The sequence below is a fragment of the Aquirufa sp. ROCK-SH2 genome (assembly GCF_054558315.1).
On record NZ_JBPXKB010000001.1, the window covers coordinates 562,906 to 582,664 of the forward strand.

General features: G+C 32.0%; 17 protein-coding genes and 1 tRNA gene. 11 read left to right on the forward strand and 7 right to left on the reverse strand.

All coding sequences use genetic code 11. The features are described from left to right. The first annotated feature begins 39 nt into the window (after positions 1-39). The 5 genes from hisG to V7S79_RS02480 all read left to right on the forward strand — a co-directional run bounded on the left by hisG (position 40) and on the right by V7S79_RS02480 (position 3,827). Positions 40-903, forward strand: coding sequence for an ATP phosphoribosyltransferase (hisG, locus tag V7S79_RS02460; protein WP_459488967.1), 864 nt, complete (start codon positions 40-42; stop codon positions 901-903). 1 nt (position 904) lies between these two features. Then, positions 905-2,167, forward strand: coding sequence for a histidinol dehydrogenase (hisD, locus tag V7S79_RS02465; protein WP_459488968.1), 1,263 nt, complete (start codon positions 905-907; stop codon positions 2,165-2,167). 1 nt (position 2,168) lies between these two features. After that, positions 2,169-3,218 (forward strand): histidinol-phosphate transaminase, encoded by a 1,050-nt coding sequence (gene hisC / locus V7S79_RS02470; RefSeq protein ID WP_459488969.1) that lies wholly within the window; start codon positions 2,169-2,171, stop codon positions 3,216-3,218. Between the two features lie 4 nt (positions 3,219-3,222). Further along, positions 3,223-3,747: a hypothetical protein gene (locus V7S79_RS02475; protein WP_459488970.1), complete on the forward strand. Its 525-nt coding sequence runs from the start codon at positions 3,223-3,225 to the stop codon at positions 3,745-3,747. A gap of 6 nt (positions 3,748-3,753) precedes the next feature. Then, a tRNA-Ala gene (locus V7S79_RS02480) sits at positions 3,754-3,827 on the forward strand. 31 nt (positions 3,828-3,858) lie between these two features. On the opposite strand, the gene nspC is transcribed toward V7S79_RS02480, so the two are convergent. From nspC to V7S79_RS02500, 4 genes are all read right to left on the reverse strand, one after another. Further along, positions 3,859-4,995 carry a carboxynorspermidine decarboxylase gene (gene nspC / locus V7S79_RS02485; RefSeq protein WP_459488971.1) on the reverse strand — a complete coding sequence of 379 codons (1,137 nt, stop codon included), beginning with the start codon at positions 4,993-4,995 and terminating at the stop codon, positions 3,859-3,861. Between the two features lies 1 nt (position 4,996). Further along, entirely contained in the window at positions 4,997-6,211 is a 1,215-nt protein-coding gene (locus V7S79_RS02490; protein ID WP_459488972.1) for a saccharopine dehydrogenase family protein, read from the reverse strand. 64 nt (positions 6,212-6,275) lie between these two features. After that, a complete protein-coding gene (locus tag V7S79_RS02495; RefSeq protein ID WP_459488973.1) occupies positions 6,276-6,797 on the reverse strand; it encodes a C40 family peptidase in 522 nt (173 codons plus the stop codon). Continuing rightward, positions 6,790-10,131, reverse strand: coding sequence for a UvrD-helicase domain-containing protein (locus V7S79_RS02500; protein ID WP_459488974.1), 3,342 nt, complete (start codon positions 10,129-10,131; stop codon positions 6,790-6,792). The genes V7S79_RS02495 and V7S79_RS02500 overlap by 8 nt, the downstream gene beginning before the upstream one ends. Before the next feature lie 99 nt (positions 10,132-10,230). On the opposite strand from V7S79_RS02500, the gene V7S79_RS02505 reads away from it, so the two are divergent. From V7S79_RS02505 to V7S79_RS02520, 4 genes are read left to right on the forward strand one after another with little or no spacing between them, the layout of a single operon-like run. Beyond that, positions 10,231-11,880 (forward strand): CTP synthase, encoded by a 1,650-nt coding sequence (locus V7S79_RS02505; RefSeq protein ID WP_459488975.1) that lies wholly within the window; start codon positions 10,231-10,233, stop codon positions 11,878-11,880. A 12-nt stretch (positions 11,881-11,892) separates the two neighbouring features. Next, entirely contained in the window at positions 11,893-13,713 is a 1,821-nt protein-coding gene (gene yidC / locus V7S79_RS02510) for a membrane protein insertase YidC (protein ID WP_459488976.1), read from the forward strand. Positions 13,714-13,720: 7 nt separating this feature from the next. Continuing rightward, positions 13,721-15,007 carry a glutamate-1-semialdehyde 2,1-aminomutase gene (hemL, locus tag V7S79_RS02515; protein ID WP_459488977.1) on the forward strand — a complete coding sequence of 429 codons (1,287 nt, stop codon included), beginning with the start codon at positions 13,721-13,723 and terminating at the stop codon, positions 15,005-15,007. A gap of 9 nt (positions 15,008-15,016) precedes the next feature. After that, entirely contained in the window at positions 15,017-15,997 is a 981-nt protein-coding gene (locus tag V7S79_RS02520) for a glycosyltransferase family 2 protein (protein ID WP_459488978.1), read from the forward strand. Here V7S79_RS02520 and rfaD read toward each other — a convergent pair. Beyond that, positions 15,978-16,943 (reverse strand): ADP-glyceromanno-heptose 6-epimerase, encoded by a 966-nt coding sequence (rfaD, locus tag V7S79_RS02525; protein WP_459488979.1) that lies wholly within the window; start codon positions 16,941-16,943, stop codon positions 15,978-15,980. The genes V7S79_RS02520 and rfaD overlap by 20 nt on opposite strands. A gap of 122 nt (positions 16,944-17,065) precedes the next feature. On the opposite strand from rfaD, the gene V7S79_RS02530 reads away from it, so the two are divergent. Then, the gene (locus V7S79_RS02530) at positions 17,066-17,485 is read left to right on the forward strand and encodes a 6-pyruvoyl trahydropterin synthase family protein (RefSeq protein ID WP_459488980.1); all 420 of its coding nucleotides are present in this window, start codon (positions 17,066-17,068) and stop codon (positions 17,483-17,485) included. Positions 17,486-17,488: 3 nt separating this feature from the next. Then, positions 17,489-18,583 carry a lipid-A-disaccharide synthase gene (gene lpxB / locus V7S79_RS02535; RefSeq protein WP_459488981.1) on the forward strand — a complete coding sequence of 365 codons (1,095 nt, stop codon included), beginning with the start codon at positions 17,489-17,491 and terminating at the stop codon, positions 18,581-18,583. On the opposite strand, the gene V7S79_RS02540 is transcribed toward lpxB, so the two are convergent. Both V7S79_RS02540 and V7S79_RS02545 read right to left on the reverse strand, forming a co-directional pair. Beyond that, on the reverse strand, positions 18,571-19,125 hold the full coding sequence (locus V7S79_RS02540) for a 1-acyl-sn-glycerol-3-phosphate acyltransferase (protein WP_459488982.1): 555 nt from the start codon (positions 19,123-19,125) through the stop codon (positions 18,571-18,573). The genes lpxB and V7S79_RS02540 overlap by 13 nt on opposite strands. Further along, positions 19,125-19,757, reverse strand: coding sequence for an HAD family hydrolase (locus V7S79_RS02545; RefSeq protein ID WP_459488983.1), 633 nt, complete (start codon positions 19,755-19,757; stop codon positions 19,125-19,127). Before V7S79_RS02545 ends, V7S79_RS02540 begins: the two co-directional genes overlap by 1 nt. Between the last annotated feature and the right edge of the window lie 2 nt (positions 19,758-19,759).

Sequence of the window (19,759 nt, forward strand, 5' to 3'; positions counted from 1 at the left end):
CGGAAGACATTTCGAGGCTTGATTTTTATTTTAAGAATTATGAGTGCAGAAAATATACGTATTGCCGTTCAAAAATCAGGAAGGTTAAGTGATGACTCTTTAAAATTATTTAAGGAGTGTGGAATTAAATTTGAATCGGGTAGTTCTAAATTAAGAACTGTTTCAAGCAATTTTCCCATTGAATTTTTATTTCTTAGGGATGATGATATTCCTGGTTACGTAGAAGATGGTGTGGCAGATTTGGGAGTAATCGGCCTAAATGTTTTGATGGAAAACAAAAAACAAGTCGATATCGTCAAAGAATTAGGTTTTTCTAAATGTCGTTTGTCTTTAGCAATTCCAAGAAATGAGGTATACACCGGCTTAGAATTTTTTCAAGGAAAGAGCATAGCTACCTCCTACCCTAATTTGACGAATGAGTTTTTATTATCTCATGGTATTAAAGCTGAAACTCATGAAATTTCAGGATCAGTAGAAATTGCACCTAGTATCGGTTTGGCTGAAGGAATTTGTGATATCGTATCCACAGGTGGGACATTATTGAGCAATGGATTAAAGGAAGTTGCTGAAGTTTATAAAAGTCAAGCTGCATTAATTGCCAATAAAAAGCTCTCTGCAGAAAAAAAAGAGATTTTAGCTAAATTATTATTTAGAATTGACTCCGTTCAAAGGGGACAGAATGCTAAATATGTCGTTTTAAATACCAAAGAAGAAAATGTATCAAACATCATTTCTTTGTTACCAGGAATGAAATCGCCTTCCATTTTACCATTAGCCGAAAAAGGATGGGTTTCTATGCATTCTGTCATTTCAGAAAATGATTTTTGGGATATCATAGATAAACTAAGAAACGCAGGTGCGGAAGGAATTTTAGTATTACCGATTGAAAAAATGATTCTATAATATGTTAAATCAAATAAATTATCCTACTAAAAATGAGTATGCTTCGATTTGTCAAAGACCCAAATTGGATGCTAAGTCATTGGATGACTTAATTGAAAATATTTTTAATACCGTTCAATCTAAAAAAGATCAAGGTTTAAAGGAACTTACTCTAGAATTTGATAAAAGAGAGATTAACGAAATATGTTATTCAAGTAATGAAATAGATCGTTTGGCGACTAATATCAGTTCTGAATTAAAATTGGCGATTGAAGTTGCTTATCAAAATATATATAAATTTCACGAAGCTCAAATATTCGAGGAAAAAAGAGTTGAAACGACTGCTGGTGTTGTATGCTGGCAAAAATCTAGTCCTATTGAAAAAGTAGGAATTTATATTCCAGGTGGTACAGCTCCTCTATTTTCAACAATTTTAATGTTGGCTATTCCTGCCAAAATTGCTGGTTGTAAAGAAATTGTATTATGTACACCAGCTCAACATCCTGCTATATTTTTTGCAGCTAAATTGTGTGGTGTGACCAAGATTTGTCAAGTTGGTGGTGCGCAAGCGATTGCAGCCTTGGCTTTAGGAACAGAATCAATTCCTGCAGTCTATAAAATATTTGGTCCAGGAAATCAATATGTAACCGCTGCTAAAATGTATGCTAATCGCAAAGGAATTGCTATAGATATGCCTGCAGGACCTTCAGAAGTGGCCATTTATGCAGATGAATCATCAGTACCTGCTTATATCGCTGCAGATTTACTTTCACAAGCGGAACATGGAATTGATTCGCAAGTATTTTTAGTTTCCAATAAAATGGAGATTATTGAACAAACTAATAAGGAATTAGAGCTTCAATTGGCCCAATTAAATAGAAAAGACTTTGCTAAAAAATCCTTATTAAATTCCAAGGCTATTTTGGTACATAATCGCTCAGAAGCCATTGAATTATTAAATGAATATGGTGCAGAACATCTGATATTATCTTGTTCAGATTCAGAAGAATTTAGTGATCATATCATCAATGCGGGTTCTATATTTTTAGGAAATTACACTCCAGAAGCAGCAGGTGACTATTCTTCTGGTACTAATCATACACTTCCTACCAATGGATTTGCAAAAGCTTATTCGGGAGTTAATTTGGATAGTTTTATTAAGAAAATTACTTTACAATCCATTACCAAAGAAGGTTTACAAAATTTAAGTTCAAGTATTATAGAAATGGCAAAAGCTGAATCTTTGGATGCTCATGCGAATGCTGTTCAAATTAGATTAAATTAAAATGGATTATCAATCTATCATATTACCTCACATTTGGAACTTAAAGCCTTATTCTTCTGCTAGAGATGAATTCAAAGGCAATGAAGGTATTTTCTTAGATGCTAATGAGAATCCTATAGGGTCACCTTTGGCTGAAAATTGGAATCGCTATCCTGATCCATTACAATTAGAAATAAAAGAGCAATTAGCAGAAATAAAAAATTGTGAAACCAATCAGATATTTTTAGGAAATGGATCTGATGAGGCAATTGATTTATTGATTCGAATGACTTGTGAGTCCTTAAAGCATTCGGCTATTATCTGCCCTCCCACTTATGGAATGTATGAAGTTTCAGCATCCATCAATAATATTCATTTAATTAAAGTTAATCTAACGAAAGATTATCAATTAGATGTTAATCAAATTTTAGCATCTATTAATTCAAAAACAAAGTTGATTTTTATTTGTTCACCAAATAATCCGACGGGCAATAAGATTAATAGATCAGATATTTACGCTGTATTAAAGGCATTTCAGTCAGGATTTGTCATTATTGATGAGGCATACATTGATTTTTCAGATGAGCCTAGTTTTATCCATGAACTTGCTAACTATCCGAATCTAATTGTTTTACAAACACTTTCTAAAGCATACGGTTTAGCATCTCTTCGTTTAGGAATGGCTTTTGCTAATCCTATGATAATCAGTATTTTGAATAAAATTAAACCACCTTATAATATCGGTGGTGCAACTCAGAAATTAGTATTAGAAGCATTAAGAAATAAGGATTTTTTATCGAAATCAATCCGTGAAATCTTAAGCGCTAAAAATGAATTAATTTCAAATTTGATTAAATTTAATTTTGTAAAAGGTATTGTTCCATCCAATGCCAATTTTATTTTAGTTAAATTTGATAGATCAGATGAATTATTTGATTTTTTAATTGAACAAAAAGTAATAACAAGAAATAGATCTAAAGTAGAATTATGTGAAAATTCTATTCGGATTACCATTGGATTGCCTAATGAAAATCAAGTTTTATTGGATAAAATTATTGAATTTTACACGTAATGTTATGAATAAAAGGTTTTTATATACGCTGATTTTTATATTTTTTAGCATAAGTTCTTTTGCTCAATTAAAAGATTGGGGTTCAGGATTTCGTATTGGTGAGCCAGGTGGTTTCATGGTACGGAAGTATTTATCCAATGGAATCAATGCAATTGAAGTTAATATTGGTACTTATGGTGGTATTTGGGGAACTGACCGTGTTTATAAAGATGGGAGTTTTCAAAATATTGGTTATTCCATCAATGCACTTTATTTATGGCATCATCCAACCATTATTAATCCCAATATTCAAACTTATTATGGATTTGGACCACAATATACTTCTCGAGATTTTTATCCAAAAAACAGTAAAATAGCGGAATCAAATCAAAAAGCCTTCGGTGGTGCTGCTATTGGTGGAATTGAATTTTTTCCAATTGATGCCCCGAATCTTTCATTTTTTGGTGAAATTGGATTTTATGAAGAAATAGCACCAAATCCATTCTTTTTTCATTTACAAGGAGGAATTGGTGTAAGGGTGAATTTTTAAAAAAATGGGGATGTAGCTCAGTTGGCTAGAGCGCTTGCATGGCATGCAAGAGGTCGTGGGTTCGAGACCCATCTTCTCCACAAAAAAAGCACCTTAGTGGTGCTTTTTTCATTATAATCGGTCTTTGAATGACTCGTATCCAAATCGTTTAAATAGATGGAAATTGTTTTGTAAATCTATTTTCCCAATGGATGGTAAATTAACTCCATTAAATGTAGTAGTTTTAACCATCGTATAATGAATCATATCTTCGAAGATAATTTCATCACCGATTTGTAATGGTTTATTGAATGAATAATCACCGTAATAATCACCTGCTAAGCAAGTCATTCCTCCAAAACGATAATTAAATTTTCCCTTTTCAGATTCTAGGCCAGCATTTCGAATACGTGGTTGATAGGGCATTTCCAATGTATCAGGCATGTGTGCTGCAAATGATGTATCTAAAATTGCAACGTTGATTCCAGCAGAATGAACAATATCTAAGATGGTAGATTTAAGAAATCCTGTTTGCCATCCTACCGCTGAACCTGGCTCTAATACAATTTGTAGATTGGGATATTTAGATTTGAATTTAATTAAAAGTGAAATTAAATGTTCAACGTCATATCCTTCTTTTGTAATTAAATGACCTCCACCTAAATTTAGCCATTTTAACTGGGGTAAAAAATCACCAAATTTCTCTTCAATTTTAAGAAGTGTTCGCTCTAATACAAATGAATCATTTTCGCACATTGTGTGTGAATGAAGACCTTCTATAAATGTTGGTAAAGTATCTCCTAAATCCGATCGACGTACTCCTAGCCTACTACCTGCTACACATGGATTATACATATCCGTTTCAATTTCAGAATATTCTGGATTGATCCGAATTCCACAAGAGATTTGACTTTCAACAGCTTTATGAATGTATTTTTGGTATTGAGTAATGGAATTAAAAGTAATATGACTAGCATAAGAAGTCATTTCTTCAAATTCATGTTCAATAAATGCAGGACAATAAACATGCGCTTTATCCTTCATTTCTTCGACAATCAAACGAGCTTCATGTAAGGAACTTGCTGTGGCGCCAGCTAGATATTTTCTAACCAAAGGAAATTCATGATAAAATGAAAAACCCTTTAATGCACAAATAATTTCAATGCCAGCTTCATCTTGAACTCGTTTTAAAAGTTCAAGGTTTTTTAACAAAAAAGATTCCTCCAGCACAAAACATGGTGAAGGAATCTCTGGATATTGTTTTTCCATTTTAATATTCGTGAGGTAATTCCCCATTTATTTCTTCATGCCAAGGTAAACCATGAATATTCAATAAATCCATGAATGGATCTGGATTAAATTCTTCTACATTATATACTCCGGCTTGAAACCATTCCCCGCTAATCATTAATGAAGCTCCAATCATGGCAGGAACACCTGTCGTATAACTAACTCCTTGTGCTTGTACTTCTTTATAGCATTCGGCGTGGTGGCAATTATTGTACACGTAATAGGTTACTTCTTCTCCGTTTTTAATTCCTTTAATTTGACATCCGATAGATGTTTGACCTGAATAATTTTCTCCTAATGTACCAGGTTCTGGTAAAACTGCCTTTAAGAATTCCAAAGGTACAATATCCATACCATTGAATTTAATAGGTTGTATAGAGGTCATTCCTACATTTTGTAAAACCTCCAGATGGGTCAAATAGGCTTGCCCAAAAGTCATCCAAAAACGCGCCCTTTTTAGTGTAGGAAAATTTTTAGTCAAGGATTCTAATTCTTCATGATATAGAACATAGGATTCCTTGGGTCCAATATTTGGATAATTGATTGGCTTATGAATAGACATAGGCTCTATTTCAACCCATTGTCCATTTTCCCAATATTTACCTTTTTGAGTAATTTCTCTAATATTAATCTCTGGATTAAAATTGGTAGCGAAAGCTTTTCCGTGATCTCCAGCATTACAATCGATGATATCTAAGTAATGCATTTCATCAAAATAATGTTTATTGGCAAATGCCGTATAAACACCTGTTACACCAGGATCAAATCCACAACCTAACAAGGCCATTAACCCAGCCTTCTTAAATCTCGCTTGATAAGCCCATTGCCAAGAATATTCAAATTTCGCGACATCTTTGGGTTCATAATTGGCTGTGTCTAAATAATGAACACCAGACTCCAAACATGCATCCATGATCGTCAAATCTTGATAAGGTAAAGCTACGTTAATCACCATGAATGGTTTTTCTTGATTAAACAACTTTACTAATTCAGGAACATTATCGGCATCCACTTGGCAAGTGCGAATTTCTGTTGGAAGACCAATTTCTTTGGCCTCTTTTGCTATTGCATCACATTTAGCTTGTGTTCTTGAAGCTAAAATGATTTCTGAAAAAAATTCAGGATTCATCGCACATTTTTTAGCGACTACATTTCCAACCCCTCCTGCTCCTATAATAATTACTTTCTTTCCCATACTTATTTAAAAAACGAATGCAAAAATACTATAAGTATTAAACAATATCATCAACTTAATTTGATTAATTTTTAAATGGTCGAATCACTTTAATAACTGCTTTGGACCAAAATTTGTTTAAAAGATTATCTTCTCTAACTCCTTTTGATGTGCTAGCATGTATGAAATTAATATCAAATCCACCTTTGCTATCTACAACGATTCCAGCGTGATTAATATTTTTACTATTTCCTGTGGCAAAAAATATCCAATCGCCTTTCTGAACATCATCAAACGACACCGGAAAACCATAATTAGATTGGTCATTAGAAATACGTGGAATTAGAAAATTTTGGTCCGAATAAATTCTAAATAATAATCCAGAACAATCCATGCCTTTTTCATCAATACCACCAGAACGATAGGGTACTCCTATGTAATTTTGAGCATTCTTTACAATTTGATCAATTTCATGGATTGAATAGAATGAATTTGTAATATTTGATTTAAAGCCCAAGGATTGCTTAATATTTTGCCAAATTTGACAAGAACTTAACAATAATAGAACAAATACAATGAGGTATCGTTTGTTTGTAAGTTTAAACATAAATCGTTTCTTGACTTTCTAAATAGATTAAAACTCCTTTCACATTTTTATAATCCATTTGCATTAAAACTGATACATATTCTTGAATTTGTTTTTTGTGGTTGTCGCTTTTATTGCCTGTTTTAAAATCAACAATCCAAGTAGTTTCATCAATTACAACAACACGATCGGGTCGAATAATCTGTCCATTCGGACATAAAATATCTTGCTCTGCAAATAATAATTCACCTTGGTTAAAAAACTGATTGATTGTTGGATTGGAAAGCGACAATTTGATAGAATTTTCAAATTCATTAAAATCAAATTGAAAATTAGATTGGTAACTATCCAAAGAATCAATTTTCGATAAAATCAAATGCGCTAATTCTCCTTTTTTTCTTTTATTTGCCGCCTTATTAAAAAGTTCGTTTTTCGAAGAACTAATTCTTAATAACGGATTTGAAGTTAATTGGGTATCAAGTGAAATTAATTTAGTTTCTCGTGCTTGATCATTTTCGGAAACTGATAGAACTTGCTTATTTTTTTGCAATTGAAACAATTTAGTATCTGTTTGGTAGGATGTTGTATAATCATCCGTTAATTCAATTTCAATGAATTTTTCATTGATAAAATCGAATAAAATTTTACCAATGGAATTTGAAAAAATGGTTTTCGTTACAGATTTTATTTCATCCGAAACGTTCGTAATTAATAAGTGTAATTTTTGTTTTGGTCGAGTCGTTGCTACGTACAACATATTCAATGAATCTAAAAATATAGCGTCTAACTCGGCTAGTTTTTGACTACTTAAATTTTCAGAATCGTCTAATATTTTATTTTTTACTTTGAAATAAAATTTATCTAAATAGCCTTTACTTTCAATGTATAGTTCTTCAGTATTTAATTCCTTTTCAAAGTCAAACCAAATTTCTTCAGATTGTGCCTGATGCGTCCAAGAAGCAAAAGGTAAAATTACAACGGGATATTCTAAGCCTTTGGATTTATGAATACTAGTAATTGTAATCGCATTTTGATCATCAGGACTAGCAATGCATAGGTTACTTTTATTTTCTTCGAAAAAATATAAAAATTCTGAAAGTGTATCTGTTTGATTCAAAGAAAATTCATTGATTATATCTAAGAATTTAAGGATATAATCTTGTGACTCATTGGTTTGAAATAAATCAAACTCATGTACAATTCCATAGGATAATTGTACAATTGAATTTGTTTCAAAATCGATGTTTTTTAAGTCAAAATCATATTTCTCAAAATAATTTTTAGCCTGTGATAAGTAATTTTTGTTAACTACTTTTTTCAATTCTTCAACTTCATTTAATGAAATTTTCACATTCTTTATCTCAGCAAATAAAAAGAGTAATTCAAAGAATATTAATTCAGAATTGGGTTTATTAAGCAGTTTAAACCAAGCTATAATAAATCTAACTATGGCTGAATAATGAATTAGTAATGAATCTGCTGAAATAACCGGAATATTCAATTCTTTCAACTGCAATGCCAAATATTTCGCGTCTTTATTTTTTCTTGTCAAAATGGCAATATCCTTGTATTGAAAATTATCGTCGCGTATATTCGATTGGATCAAATTAAATACTTGCTGAAACATCCAATCCTGTTCTAAATTTTTATTGGATATATTCTCCGTGTTTTTCTCAAGTACCAAACAATCCACAGAACCCGATAATTTATCTGATGAAATTTCAGCATTTTGTGCTAACTGATTTCCATAAACAGGTTCTAATAAACGACTTAAATTTTTGTATGAATCTTGATCGACAATCCATTGATAAAATTGGTTGTTGAAACTTACAATTTCATTGGCACTTCGGTAGTTGGATTTCAAATTGTGAGGAACTGTTTGATCCAATAAAAATTCAAACCTTTGCTGATCCAATTCATTTTGAGATAACTTATTAGCAACTAAATCTTTATTTTTTGAACTTAATGACGCAATTAAACCCACTTCACCACTTCTAAATTTATAAATCGATTGTTTGGCATCCCCAACTAAAAGGCTTTTTTTACCAATAGATACAGCATTTTCTATCATGGGCATAAAATTTTGCCATTGCAAAATTGAAGTATCTTGAAATTCATCAATTAAAATGTGAAAATATCGGTCACCTAATTTTTCATAAATAAACGGTACTGGGTCATTTGAAATGATTTCATAAATTTTTCTAGAAAATTCAGATATGGAAATACTTGAATTCTCATTTTGAAAGACTTTTAATTCAGCCTGGACACTATTTAATAGTGCCATTTTTTTAATATCCTTTTTAATTAATTGATAAAGCTGATGATTTCTTACCACTTCATTATGATATTCAAGAAACTCTTGCCCTAATTCACTTAATTGAAGCGCAATAGAATCGATTTGAGCCTTAGTTCCAACGTCTACTTTACCACCATTCCATTTATTGTTTTGACAAGCAGCAATTAGATACGTGAATTTATTGGATTCAATAAAGGGTTGAAGGATGAATTTTCGAAAATATCCAACAGGTCCTTTTTCTCCATAAGTAAAGTGAGCATCTGAAATTTGTAATGAATCAACAGTTTGAATAAACTTTTCTGCAATTTTAAGCAAGGTATTTTTATGAAGAATAAGAGTTTCCTGTATTTTTCTTTCAATTTCTAAGAAATCTTTGATCGAAAATTTACTAATATCTTTTTCAACATTGAAAAAACTTTCGTTGAAACAAATTTTAAAAAATTGTTGTAGTGATTTACGTAAGTTATTCCAATTACGCCCTTCATCTACTTCCTCTTGCGCAAATGAAAGCAAAAGTTTTTTTAATTCATCATCACCCGTTTCATTAACCTTATCTAATATTCTATCAATCAATTGATTAATGAGCATATTCGTATCAATAATCACATCAAATTGATTGGGCAAATCCAGTTCATCGACAAAATTGGAACTCAAGCGTTGAACAAATGCATCAATAGTCATTACAGAAAACAATCCATAATCTTGTAAAATTTGTTGCAAAGTAATTTTAGCACGATTGATTATTTCATCTTCAGAGAGAAAAATATGCTCTTCTTCAAGCTCATTTTTAATTTGAGCGATTAATTCCAAGGTTTTATTTTTTTGAGCAAGAGAAATATTTTCAAATTTTGGCGCACAGGCAATTCCTGTAAGAAATGAAATAATTCTAGCTCGCATTTCTTCAGCTGCTTTAATCGTAAAAGTAACAGCTAATATATGCCTAAAATAGCCTTTCGGCTCATATTCATGAAGTGCTAATTTAATGTATTCAAGGGTTAACCGATAGGTTTTTCCGGAACCAGCAGAGGCTGAAAATAATTTTAGGGCTTGGGAATTCATGAAATTCTAATAAGAATGCAAGATAAAATAAAAATAGGATTAATTCGATATGGCTTTTATTCGTATCTTTGTTTCCCGTAAACAAATAACAAAATTTCAATGTCTGCTAAAGCGACGACTAAAAAAGCCAAATACATTTTTGTTACGGGTGGGGTAACAAGTTCATTAGGAAAAGGAATCATTGCCTCTTCTCTCGCCAAGCTTCTACAAGCAAGAGGTTTAACATGTACAATTCAAAAATTCGACCCCTATATTAACATAGATCCAGGTACTTTGAATCCTTACGAACATGGCGAATGCTATGTTACGAATGATGGAGCAGAGACTGATTTAGATTTAGGTCATTATGAGCGTTTTTTAAATTCTCCGACAAGCCAAGCTAATAACATTACTACTGGAAGAATCTATCACAATGTAATCACCAAAGAAAGAAAGGGTGATTATCTTGGTAAAACGGTTCAGGTTGTTCCTCATATTACGGATGAAATCAAACGTAATATTCTTTTATTGGGTGATACTGGTAAATTTGATATTGTTATTACCGAAATTGGAGGTTGTGTGGGTGATATTGAATCATTACCATTTATCGAGGCAGCCCGTCAGTTAAAATGGGACCTTGGAGAGAAAAATACTTTATTCATCCATTTAACACTTATCCCCTATTTAGCATCAGCTGGAGAATTAAAGACAAAACCTACTCAACACTCAGTTAAGACATTGTCTGAGTCGGGTATTCAACCAGATATTTTAGTTTGTCGAACAGAACATCCTTTGCCTCAAGAAATGAGACGTAAGATTGGATTGTTTTGTAATGTAACAGAGCAAGATGTAATTGAGGCAAGAGACGCAGAAACGATCTACGATGTTCCTATGCTAATGAAAGAGGAACGTTTGGATAGTAGAGTACTTTACAAACTAGATATATATAATGATAAAGATTCAAACTTAGTCAATTGGAAAAACTTCTTGACAAGGTTAAAGAATCCTAAATTTGAAATTACTGTTGGCCTAATTGGTAAATATGTTGAATTGAAAGATTCATATAAATCCATTGCAGAAGCGTTTATTCATGCGGGAGTAGCGAATGAAATTAAAGTAAATGTCAAATGGATTTCTTCTGAAACTACAGAAGATGAAAATATAGAAGAATTATTATCAGGATTAGATGGTATTTTGGTAGCTCCAGGTTTTGGAGAAAGAGGAATTCAAGGCAAAATAAATGCAGTTAAATACGCTAGGGAAAATAACATTCCATTTTTAGGAATTTGTTTAGGTATGCAATGCGCTGTGATTGAATTTGCAAGAAATGTCATTGGATTAGAAGATGCGCATTCTTTCGAAATGAATTCAGAAACTAGTCACCCAGTCATTGACATCATGGAATCTCAGAAAAATGTTTCTGAAAAAGGTGGAACGATGCGTTTGGGTGCCTATCCATGTAAAATAGAAAAAGGCACTTTGGCTTATAAAATCTATGGCAAAACCTTGATTCAAGAGCGTCATAGACATAGATATGAGTTCAACAATTCCTTTTTAAATGATTATAAAAAGGCAGGAATGGTACTTTCGGGGATAAATCCGGATACTGATTTAGTGGAAATTATTGAATTGCCTCATCATCCATTCTTTATTGGGGTACAATTTCATCCAGAATATAAATCTACCGTTGAGGCTCCAGCCCCTTTATTTGTGCAGTTTGTTAAAGCAGCCTACCAACATGCTGTACCAATTTTAAAAAATTCAAAATAGTCAAAAATTCATATGGATAAGAATTCAGTTACAGGACTTGTATTAATTATGGGAATGCTTTTAGGATACCAATATTTCTTTGGTTCTAAAGAAGTAGTTCCTGCTTCAAATCCTAAAAGTAAAATAGAAGCAAATGTTCCAAAGAAGGCTTTGGGAACTACTCAAAACGTAGCTTCCGTAATTAGTTCTGATAGTATAAGCAACTTCAAAGAAGCTTTTTATGTATTAGAAAATAAAGATATTAAAATTTCTATCTCCAATAAAGGAGGTAAAATTTCATCTGTTCAATTGAAAAATTTCTTTACTTATACGAATTATACGAAAAAGGTAAAAGAAGGTTTAATTTTATTTGATTCCAAAAAAGATTTATTTGAAGTTGAAATTCCTACGCTTCAAAAGAAGGTGAAATTATCCGATTTAAATTACACTACAACAGGAGTTAGTGCTAATTCAATTACATTATCAGCAACTTTATCCAATGGTGAGCTAGTTCAACAAATTTATCGTTTAGGTAATTCTGGTTTTGAACTTAGCTATTCCATTCAAGCAAAATCATTGGCAAATAAATTGAGTGGCAATGAATACTCCATTCATTGGAAGGAAAATATCACGCAAAGTGAAAAAGATATTTCAGAGGAAAGAAAAGCCACAATTAATTATTTGTTTCAAGAAGATGAAGAATTTGATAATTTAACTGAAAATCCTACCTCAGTTGAAACTGAAAATTTGTCAAAAAATATTGAATGGTTATCATTTAAAAAGAAATATTTTGTTTCAGGAATTATCCCTCAAGGTTTTTCCATTAGTAAAGCTAATTTAACTAGTACACCCAATGTTTCGGATACTGTTAATATCAAAACCTTGGATGCACAAATGGTTTTACCAGCTCAAAATCTAATTCAAGGAAACGCGAATTTTAAATTTTATTTTGGACCCAATGATTATGCCATCGTAAAACATGTTGCTCCTTCTTTTGGTAAAAATGTCAAATTGAGTTATGATTTTCTGTTACCTTTGACAAAGTACATCTATGTTCCATTATTTGATTTTTTAGAAAGTATTATTTCAAATTATGGATTATTGATTATAGTATTAGTATTGATCATCAAATCAGCGCTTTTACCATTAACTTACAAATCGTATGTTTCGATGGCTAAAACAAGGATTTTAGCACCTGAAATCGCAGCCATAAAAGAAAAAATTGGTGATGATGCTGCTAAAGTTCAACAAGAAACGATGAAATTATACAGTGAAGTAGGCGTGAACCCATTGAGCGGGTGTATTCCTGTTTTAGCTACTATGCCTATATTAATGGCTGTGTTTTTATTGTTCCCCAATTTGATTAATCTTAGACAAGAATCTTTTTTATGGGCAAATGATTTATCAACGTATGATTCGTTTATCAATTTACCTTTCAAAATTCCTTTCTATGGTTCTCATGTGAGTTTATTTTGTTTGTTAATGACTATTTCACAATTGGCTTATGGTTATTACAACAATCAAATTACACCTGATCAACCTGGTCAACCAATTGACATGAAGAAAATGGCATACATAACGCCAGTTATTTTCATGTTTGTGATGAACTCCTTCCCCGCTGGATTAAGTTTTTATTATTTCATTTCAAATTTGGTAACGATTGGTCAGCAATTAGCAATCAGGAAATTTGTAGATGAGGATAAAATTAAATTGATTTTAGATGAGAATCGTAAGAAAATAGCTGCTGGTGGTGGAGCTAAAAAATCGAAATTTTCTCAATACTTACAAAATCAAATGAAAGTGATGGAAGAGAATCAAAAAAATGCTGCTTCTACCAACAAAAAGAAAAAATAATTATTAGATGAGTCATTTAAGTAATTCTTATTTCGAAAGAGCCAAAAAAGTTATACCTGGTGGTGTTAATTCGCCTGTTAGGGCTTTTAAATCAGTAGGTGGTTCTCCAGTCTTTATTAAGTCTGCTAAAGGTCCTTACTTACATGATGTAGATGGTAACACCTATTTGGATTTAATTGGCTCATGGGGACCGATGTTATTCGGTCATGCTCATCCCGTGATTGAAAATGCCTTAAGAGATGCTTTACCCAATAGTTTTTCTTTTGGGGCTCCTACTTACAATGAAATATTAATAGCAGAAAAAATCATTTCAATGGTTCCTTCCATTGAAAAGGTTCGATTGGTAAATTCAGGAACTGAGGCAACCATGGCGGCTATTCGATTAGCCCGTGCTTTTACTCAAAAAGATAAAATCATCAAATTTGAAGGTTGTTATCATGGTCATGGCGATTCATTTTTAATCGCTGCAGGATCGGGCGTAGCAACTTTAGGAACTCCAGATAGTCCAGGAGTCACAAAATCAACAGCGAACGATACGTTAACTGCGGTCTACAATAGTAATGACTCACTGAATCATTTATTCGAATCAAATCCTAATCAAATTGCCGCTGTCATTGTAGAACCAGTGGTAGGAAATATGGGTTTGGTATTGCCTACTGAAGGTTTTTTAGAGGCTGTTCAACAATTATGCAAAAAACACTCTGCCTTATTGATTTTTGATGAGGTAATGACAGGTTTTAGACTTTCTTCAGCTGGATATCAAGGACTAACTAAGGTACAGCCAGATCTTACCACTTTAGGCAAGATCATTGGTGGTGGTTTGCCGGTAGGTGCCTATGGCGGTAAAGAAGAAATCATGAATATGATTGCCCCTAGTGGACCTGTATATCAGGCTGGAACTTTATCTGGTAATCCCTTGGCAACAACAGCAGGTTTGGCTATGTTAAATTTAATCACAGACCATCCTGAAATATATGCTGAATTAGAGAGAAAAGGAAAGTATTTAAAAGTTGAAATAGAAAAACAATTGAATGAATTAGGATTACATTTTCAAGTAAATCAAATTGGTTCTATGTTCACCCTATTTTTTACCGATAAAAAAGTAGAGAATTTTTCGGATGCCAAAACTTCGAACACAGAATTGTTTGGCAAATACTTTCATTCGATGTTAAAACAAGGCATCTACTTACCTCCTTCTCAATATGAATCTTGGTTTTTATCAACTGCTCTAGAAGATATTCATTTAGATCAAATTTTAGAGGCCAGCCGAAATTCTTTAAAATCGATTTTATAGCCTGTGAATATGAAGTCTATATTTTTTAGTGTCATTATTCCCGTTTATAATCGCCCTGATGAATTAGATGAATTACTTCATTGTTTAACCCACCAAAATTATTCGAATTTCGAAATAGTGATTATTGAAGATGGCTCAAAACTTGATTCAAAGCACGTTATCGAAAAATATCAGCAAAAATTATCCATACAGTATTTTGTCAAAGAAAACGAAGGTCAAGGATTTGCTAGAAATGATGCATTTAAATTAGCTAAGGGAGATTTCTTTATTATACTTGATTCAGACGCTTTAATAGAGTCCAATTATTTAGAGACAGTCAATGCTGGTATTCAACAGCAAAACCTAGATTTGTTTGGAGGACCAGATAAGGATCATCCCAGTTTTACCTACATACAAAAAGCGATTAGTTTTAGTATGACAAGCTTTTTTACCACAGGTGGAATCAGAGGTAAAAAGAATAATTTAGGAGGACAATTTCATCCTAGAAGTTTTAATATGGGAATTTCTAGAAAAGTTTGGGAAGCGACCAATGGATTTAAAATAACGAGAATGGGTGAAGATATTGAATTTAGTATTCGTTGTATTTCACTTGGATTCAAATCTGGATTATTATCCGAGGCATTTATTTATCACAAACGCCGGACTTCTTTTATTCAATTCTACAAACAATTGCATTTCTTTGGCCGTGCTAGAATCAATATTAGTAGATTTTACCCTAAAGAATTGAAATTGGTTCACTACATCCCATTAGCATATTTTATATTCTTTTGGAATACAATTCTAATGAATATATTGTTTATAGATTTGGGTATCTATTTGAGTGGTATCCTAATATTCTATTGGTTACTCATCTTCATAGATGGATTGTTTCAATCTAAAAATTTGATTGTAGCATTTTTGGGAATAATCGCCGCTAATATACAATTACTCGCCTATGGTAAAGGTTTTTTGGAAGAAGGTATTCAGAAAATTACCAATACAAATTCTTAGCTAAATAATTTTGCACATAATCTTTCACCCCGTCTTCTAAAGAATAAAACTCTTTGGTATAACCAATACTGCGTAATTTATCCATATTAGCTTGAGTGTAATATTGATATTTATCACGAATATCTATAGGAGTGTCAATATATGTTATATTTGGTACCTTATTCAAGGCATTAAATGTAGAATTGGCTAATGCATTAAAAGAACGAGCTTTGCCTGTACCTAAATTATAAATACCAGAATTTTTTCGATGTTCCATTAAGAATATACATACATCGATCAAATCTTTTACATAAATAAAATCTCTTAATTGCTCACCATCTTTATAATCGGGATTATGAGAACGGAATAAATTGATACTTCCCTTTTCATTGATTTGACGAAAAGCATGAATAATCACAGAGGCCATTCTGCCCTTGTGGTACTCATTTGGACCATACACATTAAAAAACTTTAAACCTGCCCAAAAGAAAGGTTTTTCATCTTGTTGCAATGCCCAAATATCAAAATCATTCTTAGAATCTCCATATGGATTCAAGGGTTTTAATTGGGGAATCAAGGCCTCATTATCATCGTATCCTAACTCGCCTAAACCATAGGTAGCGGCAGAAGACGCATATACCAATGGAATTTGATATTCCACACACTTCTTCCAAACCGTTTTAGAATAATTAACATTTAACTCATCAAAAATTGATTTATCAAATTCGGTGGTATCTGTTCTAGCGCCTATATGAAAGAAAAACTCAACTTCGCGATAATTGTTATCTAACCAATCAAAAAATACGTTTCTTTCAACTTTTTCTTTGATTTTTTTACCTACAAGGTTTTTATTTTTTTCCTCATTGGAGAAATCATCTACAGCAATGATATAATTAAAATTTAATTCATTTAATTTTTGAATCAAACAACTTCCAATGAAGCCAGCAGCACCTGTAACAATTATCATAGTATAACGATATTAAGAATGCAAATTTAATGAGAATACCGATAGCTTTAGCTAACTTTGCAAAATTAAAGAAACTCTGCTAATGTTTTCCCAGAGATTCCATCACTTTTAAACTGAAAACAATGGTTTACGTTATCCGAAAGGAACATTTTAATGCGGCGCACCGCTTGTACAATCCAAATTGGTCTGAAGAAAAAAATGAAGAGGTTTTTGGTCCTTGTGCGAATAAAAATTGGCATGGTCATAATTTTGAATTAATCGTTACCGTTAAAGGTATCCCTGATTCTGAAACGGGTTTTGTGTACGATTTAAAAGATTTGGGAGATTTAATTAAAAGAGAAATTATCAATAAAGTCGATCATAAAAATTTAAATTTAGATGTGGATTTTATGATTGGTAAATTAGCTAGTTGCGAAATTTTAGTCATGGAATTTTGGAAAATTCTAGAGCCTATCATAAAAAAATCATCGCAAACTGCAACGCTCCACAAAATTCATTTGATAGAGACAAATAAAAATTCTGTTGAATATTACGGAGAATAATTCATGAAGTATTTCATCTTAGCTGGCGAAAAATCAGGCGATTTACATGGTTCTAATCTTATTAAGGAAATACTTAAAATAGATTCGAATGCAATCATTAAATCTTGGGGAGGAGATGAAATGCAGCGTGCAGGTGCTGATGTGCTCGTCCACCATACTGAATTGTCCATCATGGGTATTTTAGGAGTTCTTCAAAATATGAGTAAACTCAAAAATTTATTCAAGAAATTTAAAACAACCATTACTGATTTTAATCCCGATACAATCATATTTATTGATTATGGTGGGTTTAATTTGAAAGCTGCAAAAATCGCCAAATTACAAGGCTTTCATACGCAGTTTTATATAGCACCAAAAGTGTGGGCTTGGAATAAAAATCGTATTCATACGATAAAAAAATGGATTGATGAATTGTATGTTATCTTTCCTTTTGAAGAAAAGTTATTTCAAAATGAAAAAATATCTACCCATTACATAGGTAATCCATTAAATGATGCCATTAAACAATTTGAAAAAAATGAGTCATTTTTAATCGCCAATAACATTCAACAACCCTATATTGCATTATTGCCCGGTAGTCGTAAACAGGAAATCCTTTCTGCAATGCCGATATTTAGAGCTTTAATATTATTGAATCCAAAATATCGATTTATTATAAGTGGTTTGACCGAATTTAAAGAATTGTACCAAGGTTTTGATGTCATCTATGACGATACCTATAATCTCCTCTCAAATGCGAGATGTGCAGTTGTTACATCCGGTACCGCTACTTTAGAAACAGCTTTATTCGGGATTCCTCAAATTGTTGTTTACAAAACAGATTGGCTATTTTATTCTTTGGCCAAAATGGTCATAAAAATCAAATATATTTCTTTAGTCAATATTATTTTAGATAAGTTAGCTGTCCCTGAACTAATTCAAGGTGATTTTAATGCCCTACAAATTTCTGTTAAACTAGATGATTTAATGTTAGATTCGCTAGAAAGAAATCAACAATTAGAGAATTATCAATTGTTGAAAAATTTGATTGGAGAAGATGGGGCTTCTAAAAAAGCAGCTACATTAATTGTAAAAAGTGCAAAGGCTTATGCTAAATAATTTTTGATCCAAGACTTTTGAACGCCTGGAATACCCTCAAAAAATTTGGCAATAATCTTTTTATCTACTTCAAAATCGCCACTTGGCATAAATGGTTCATTCACGATAATTCTCTTATTGACATAGTCGAAGCCAACCATAATGATGGGAATATGCGCTTGTACAGCAATGTAATAAAATCCTGTTTTTAGTTCTTGTACATCCTTTCTAGTGCCTTCAGGAGCCAATACAGCATGAAATGAAGATTTTGAATTGTAAATATCAACGATTGATGAAACGAGGTTAGTATTTTTAGAACGGTCAACAGGGTATCCTCCTAATTTTTTGAACAACCAACCAAAACTTCCTTTGAAGAGCTCTTGTTTCCCCCAAAAATATATTTTCTTTTTTAATAAAGACCTAGCTCCTAGTCCAACTGGAAAATCGACCCAACTTGCATGAGGACAAACAATAACTATACTTTTCTGCAAATGATGAGGTATATTTCCTACTAACTTCCAGCCAGTTATTTTAAAAATAAAATTGAATATAGGATTGAACATTAACATAGTTTTTCGAGTATTTGATCGATCTGTATCAAGGATTGTGAAGGATCTGTTATTTGAAAAGCATGAATTCCAAGCTTTTGTGCAGCTTGAATATTATAGGCATTATCGTCAAAAAATATTAAATCTTGAGCAGACAATTCTAATTTATTCAAAACCAGTTGATAGATATTTTCATCAGGTTTAGTCAAGCCAAGTTCAAAAGAGTAAAAAATTTCAGAAAATAAGTGAAATAGACTCTCACCATTAGGACCTAAGGGAATCTTAGTAAAAATATTTGCATGAATTTCACTGGTATTACTTAATAAATGTATTGGGTAATTTTCAGAAACACTTTGTAACCAAGTATAGGTGTTTTGAGGAAAATCTAATAATAAAGCAGAAAATGCAGCATCGAATACAGAATCTGTACATTCAAGAAATAACTCTCCTCTTAGATAATCTCTAAATTCATTGTTGGATTGTAATCCTGCTTCATATTTTTGCCAAAGCGACTTTTCTTGCGTCAATATCTTTATTTGATCTGCATTGAACTCTGTAGATAAATCAGCAAAAGCTTGATAGGTTTTATCTAAGTCAATGGGTAATAACACATTACCTAAATCAAATAATAAAGATTTCTTTGACATCT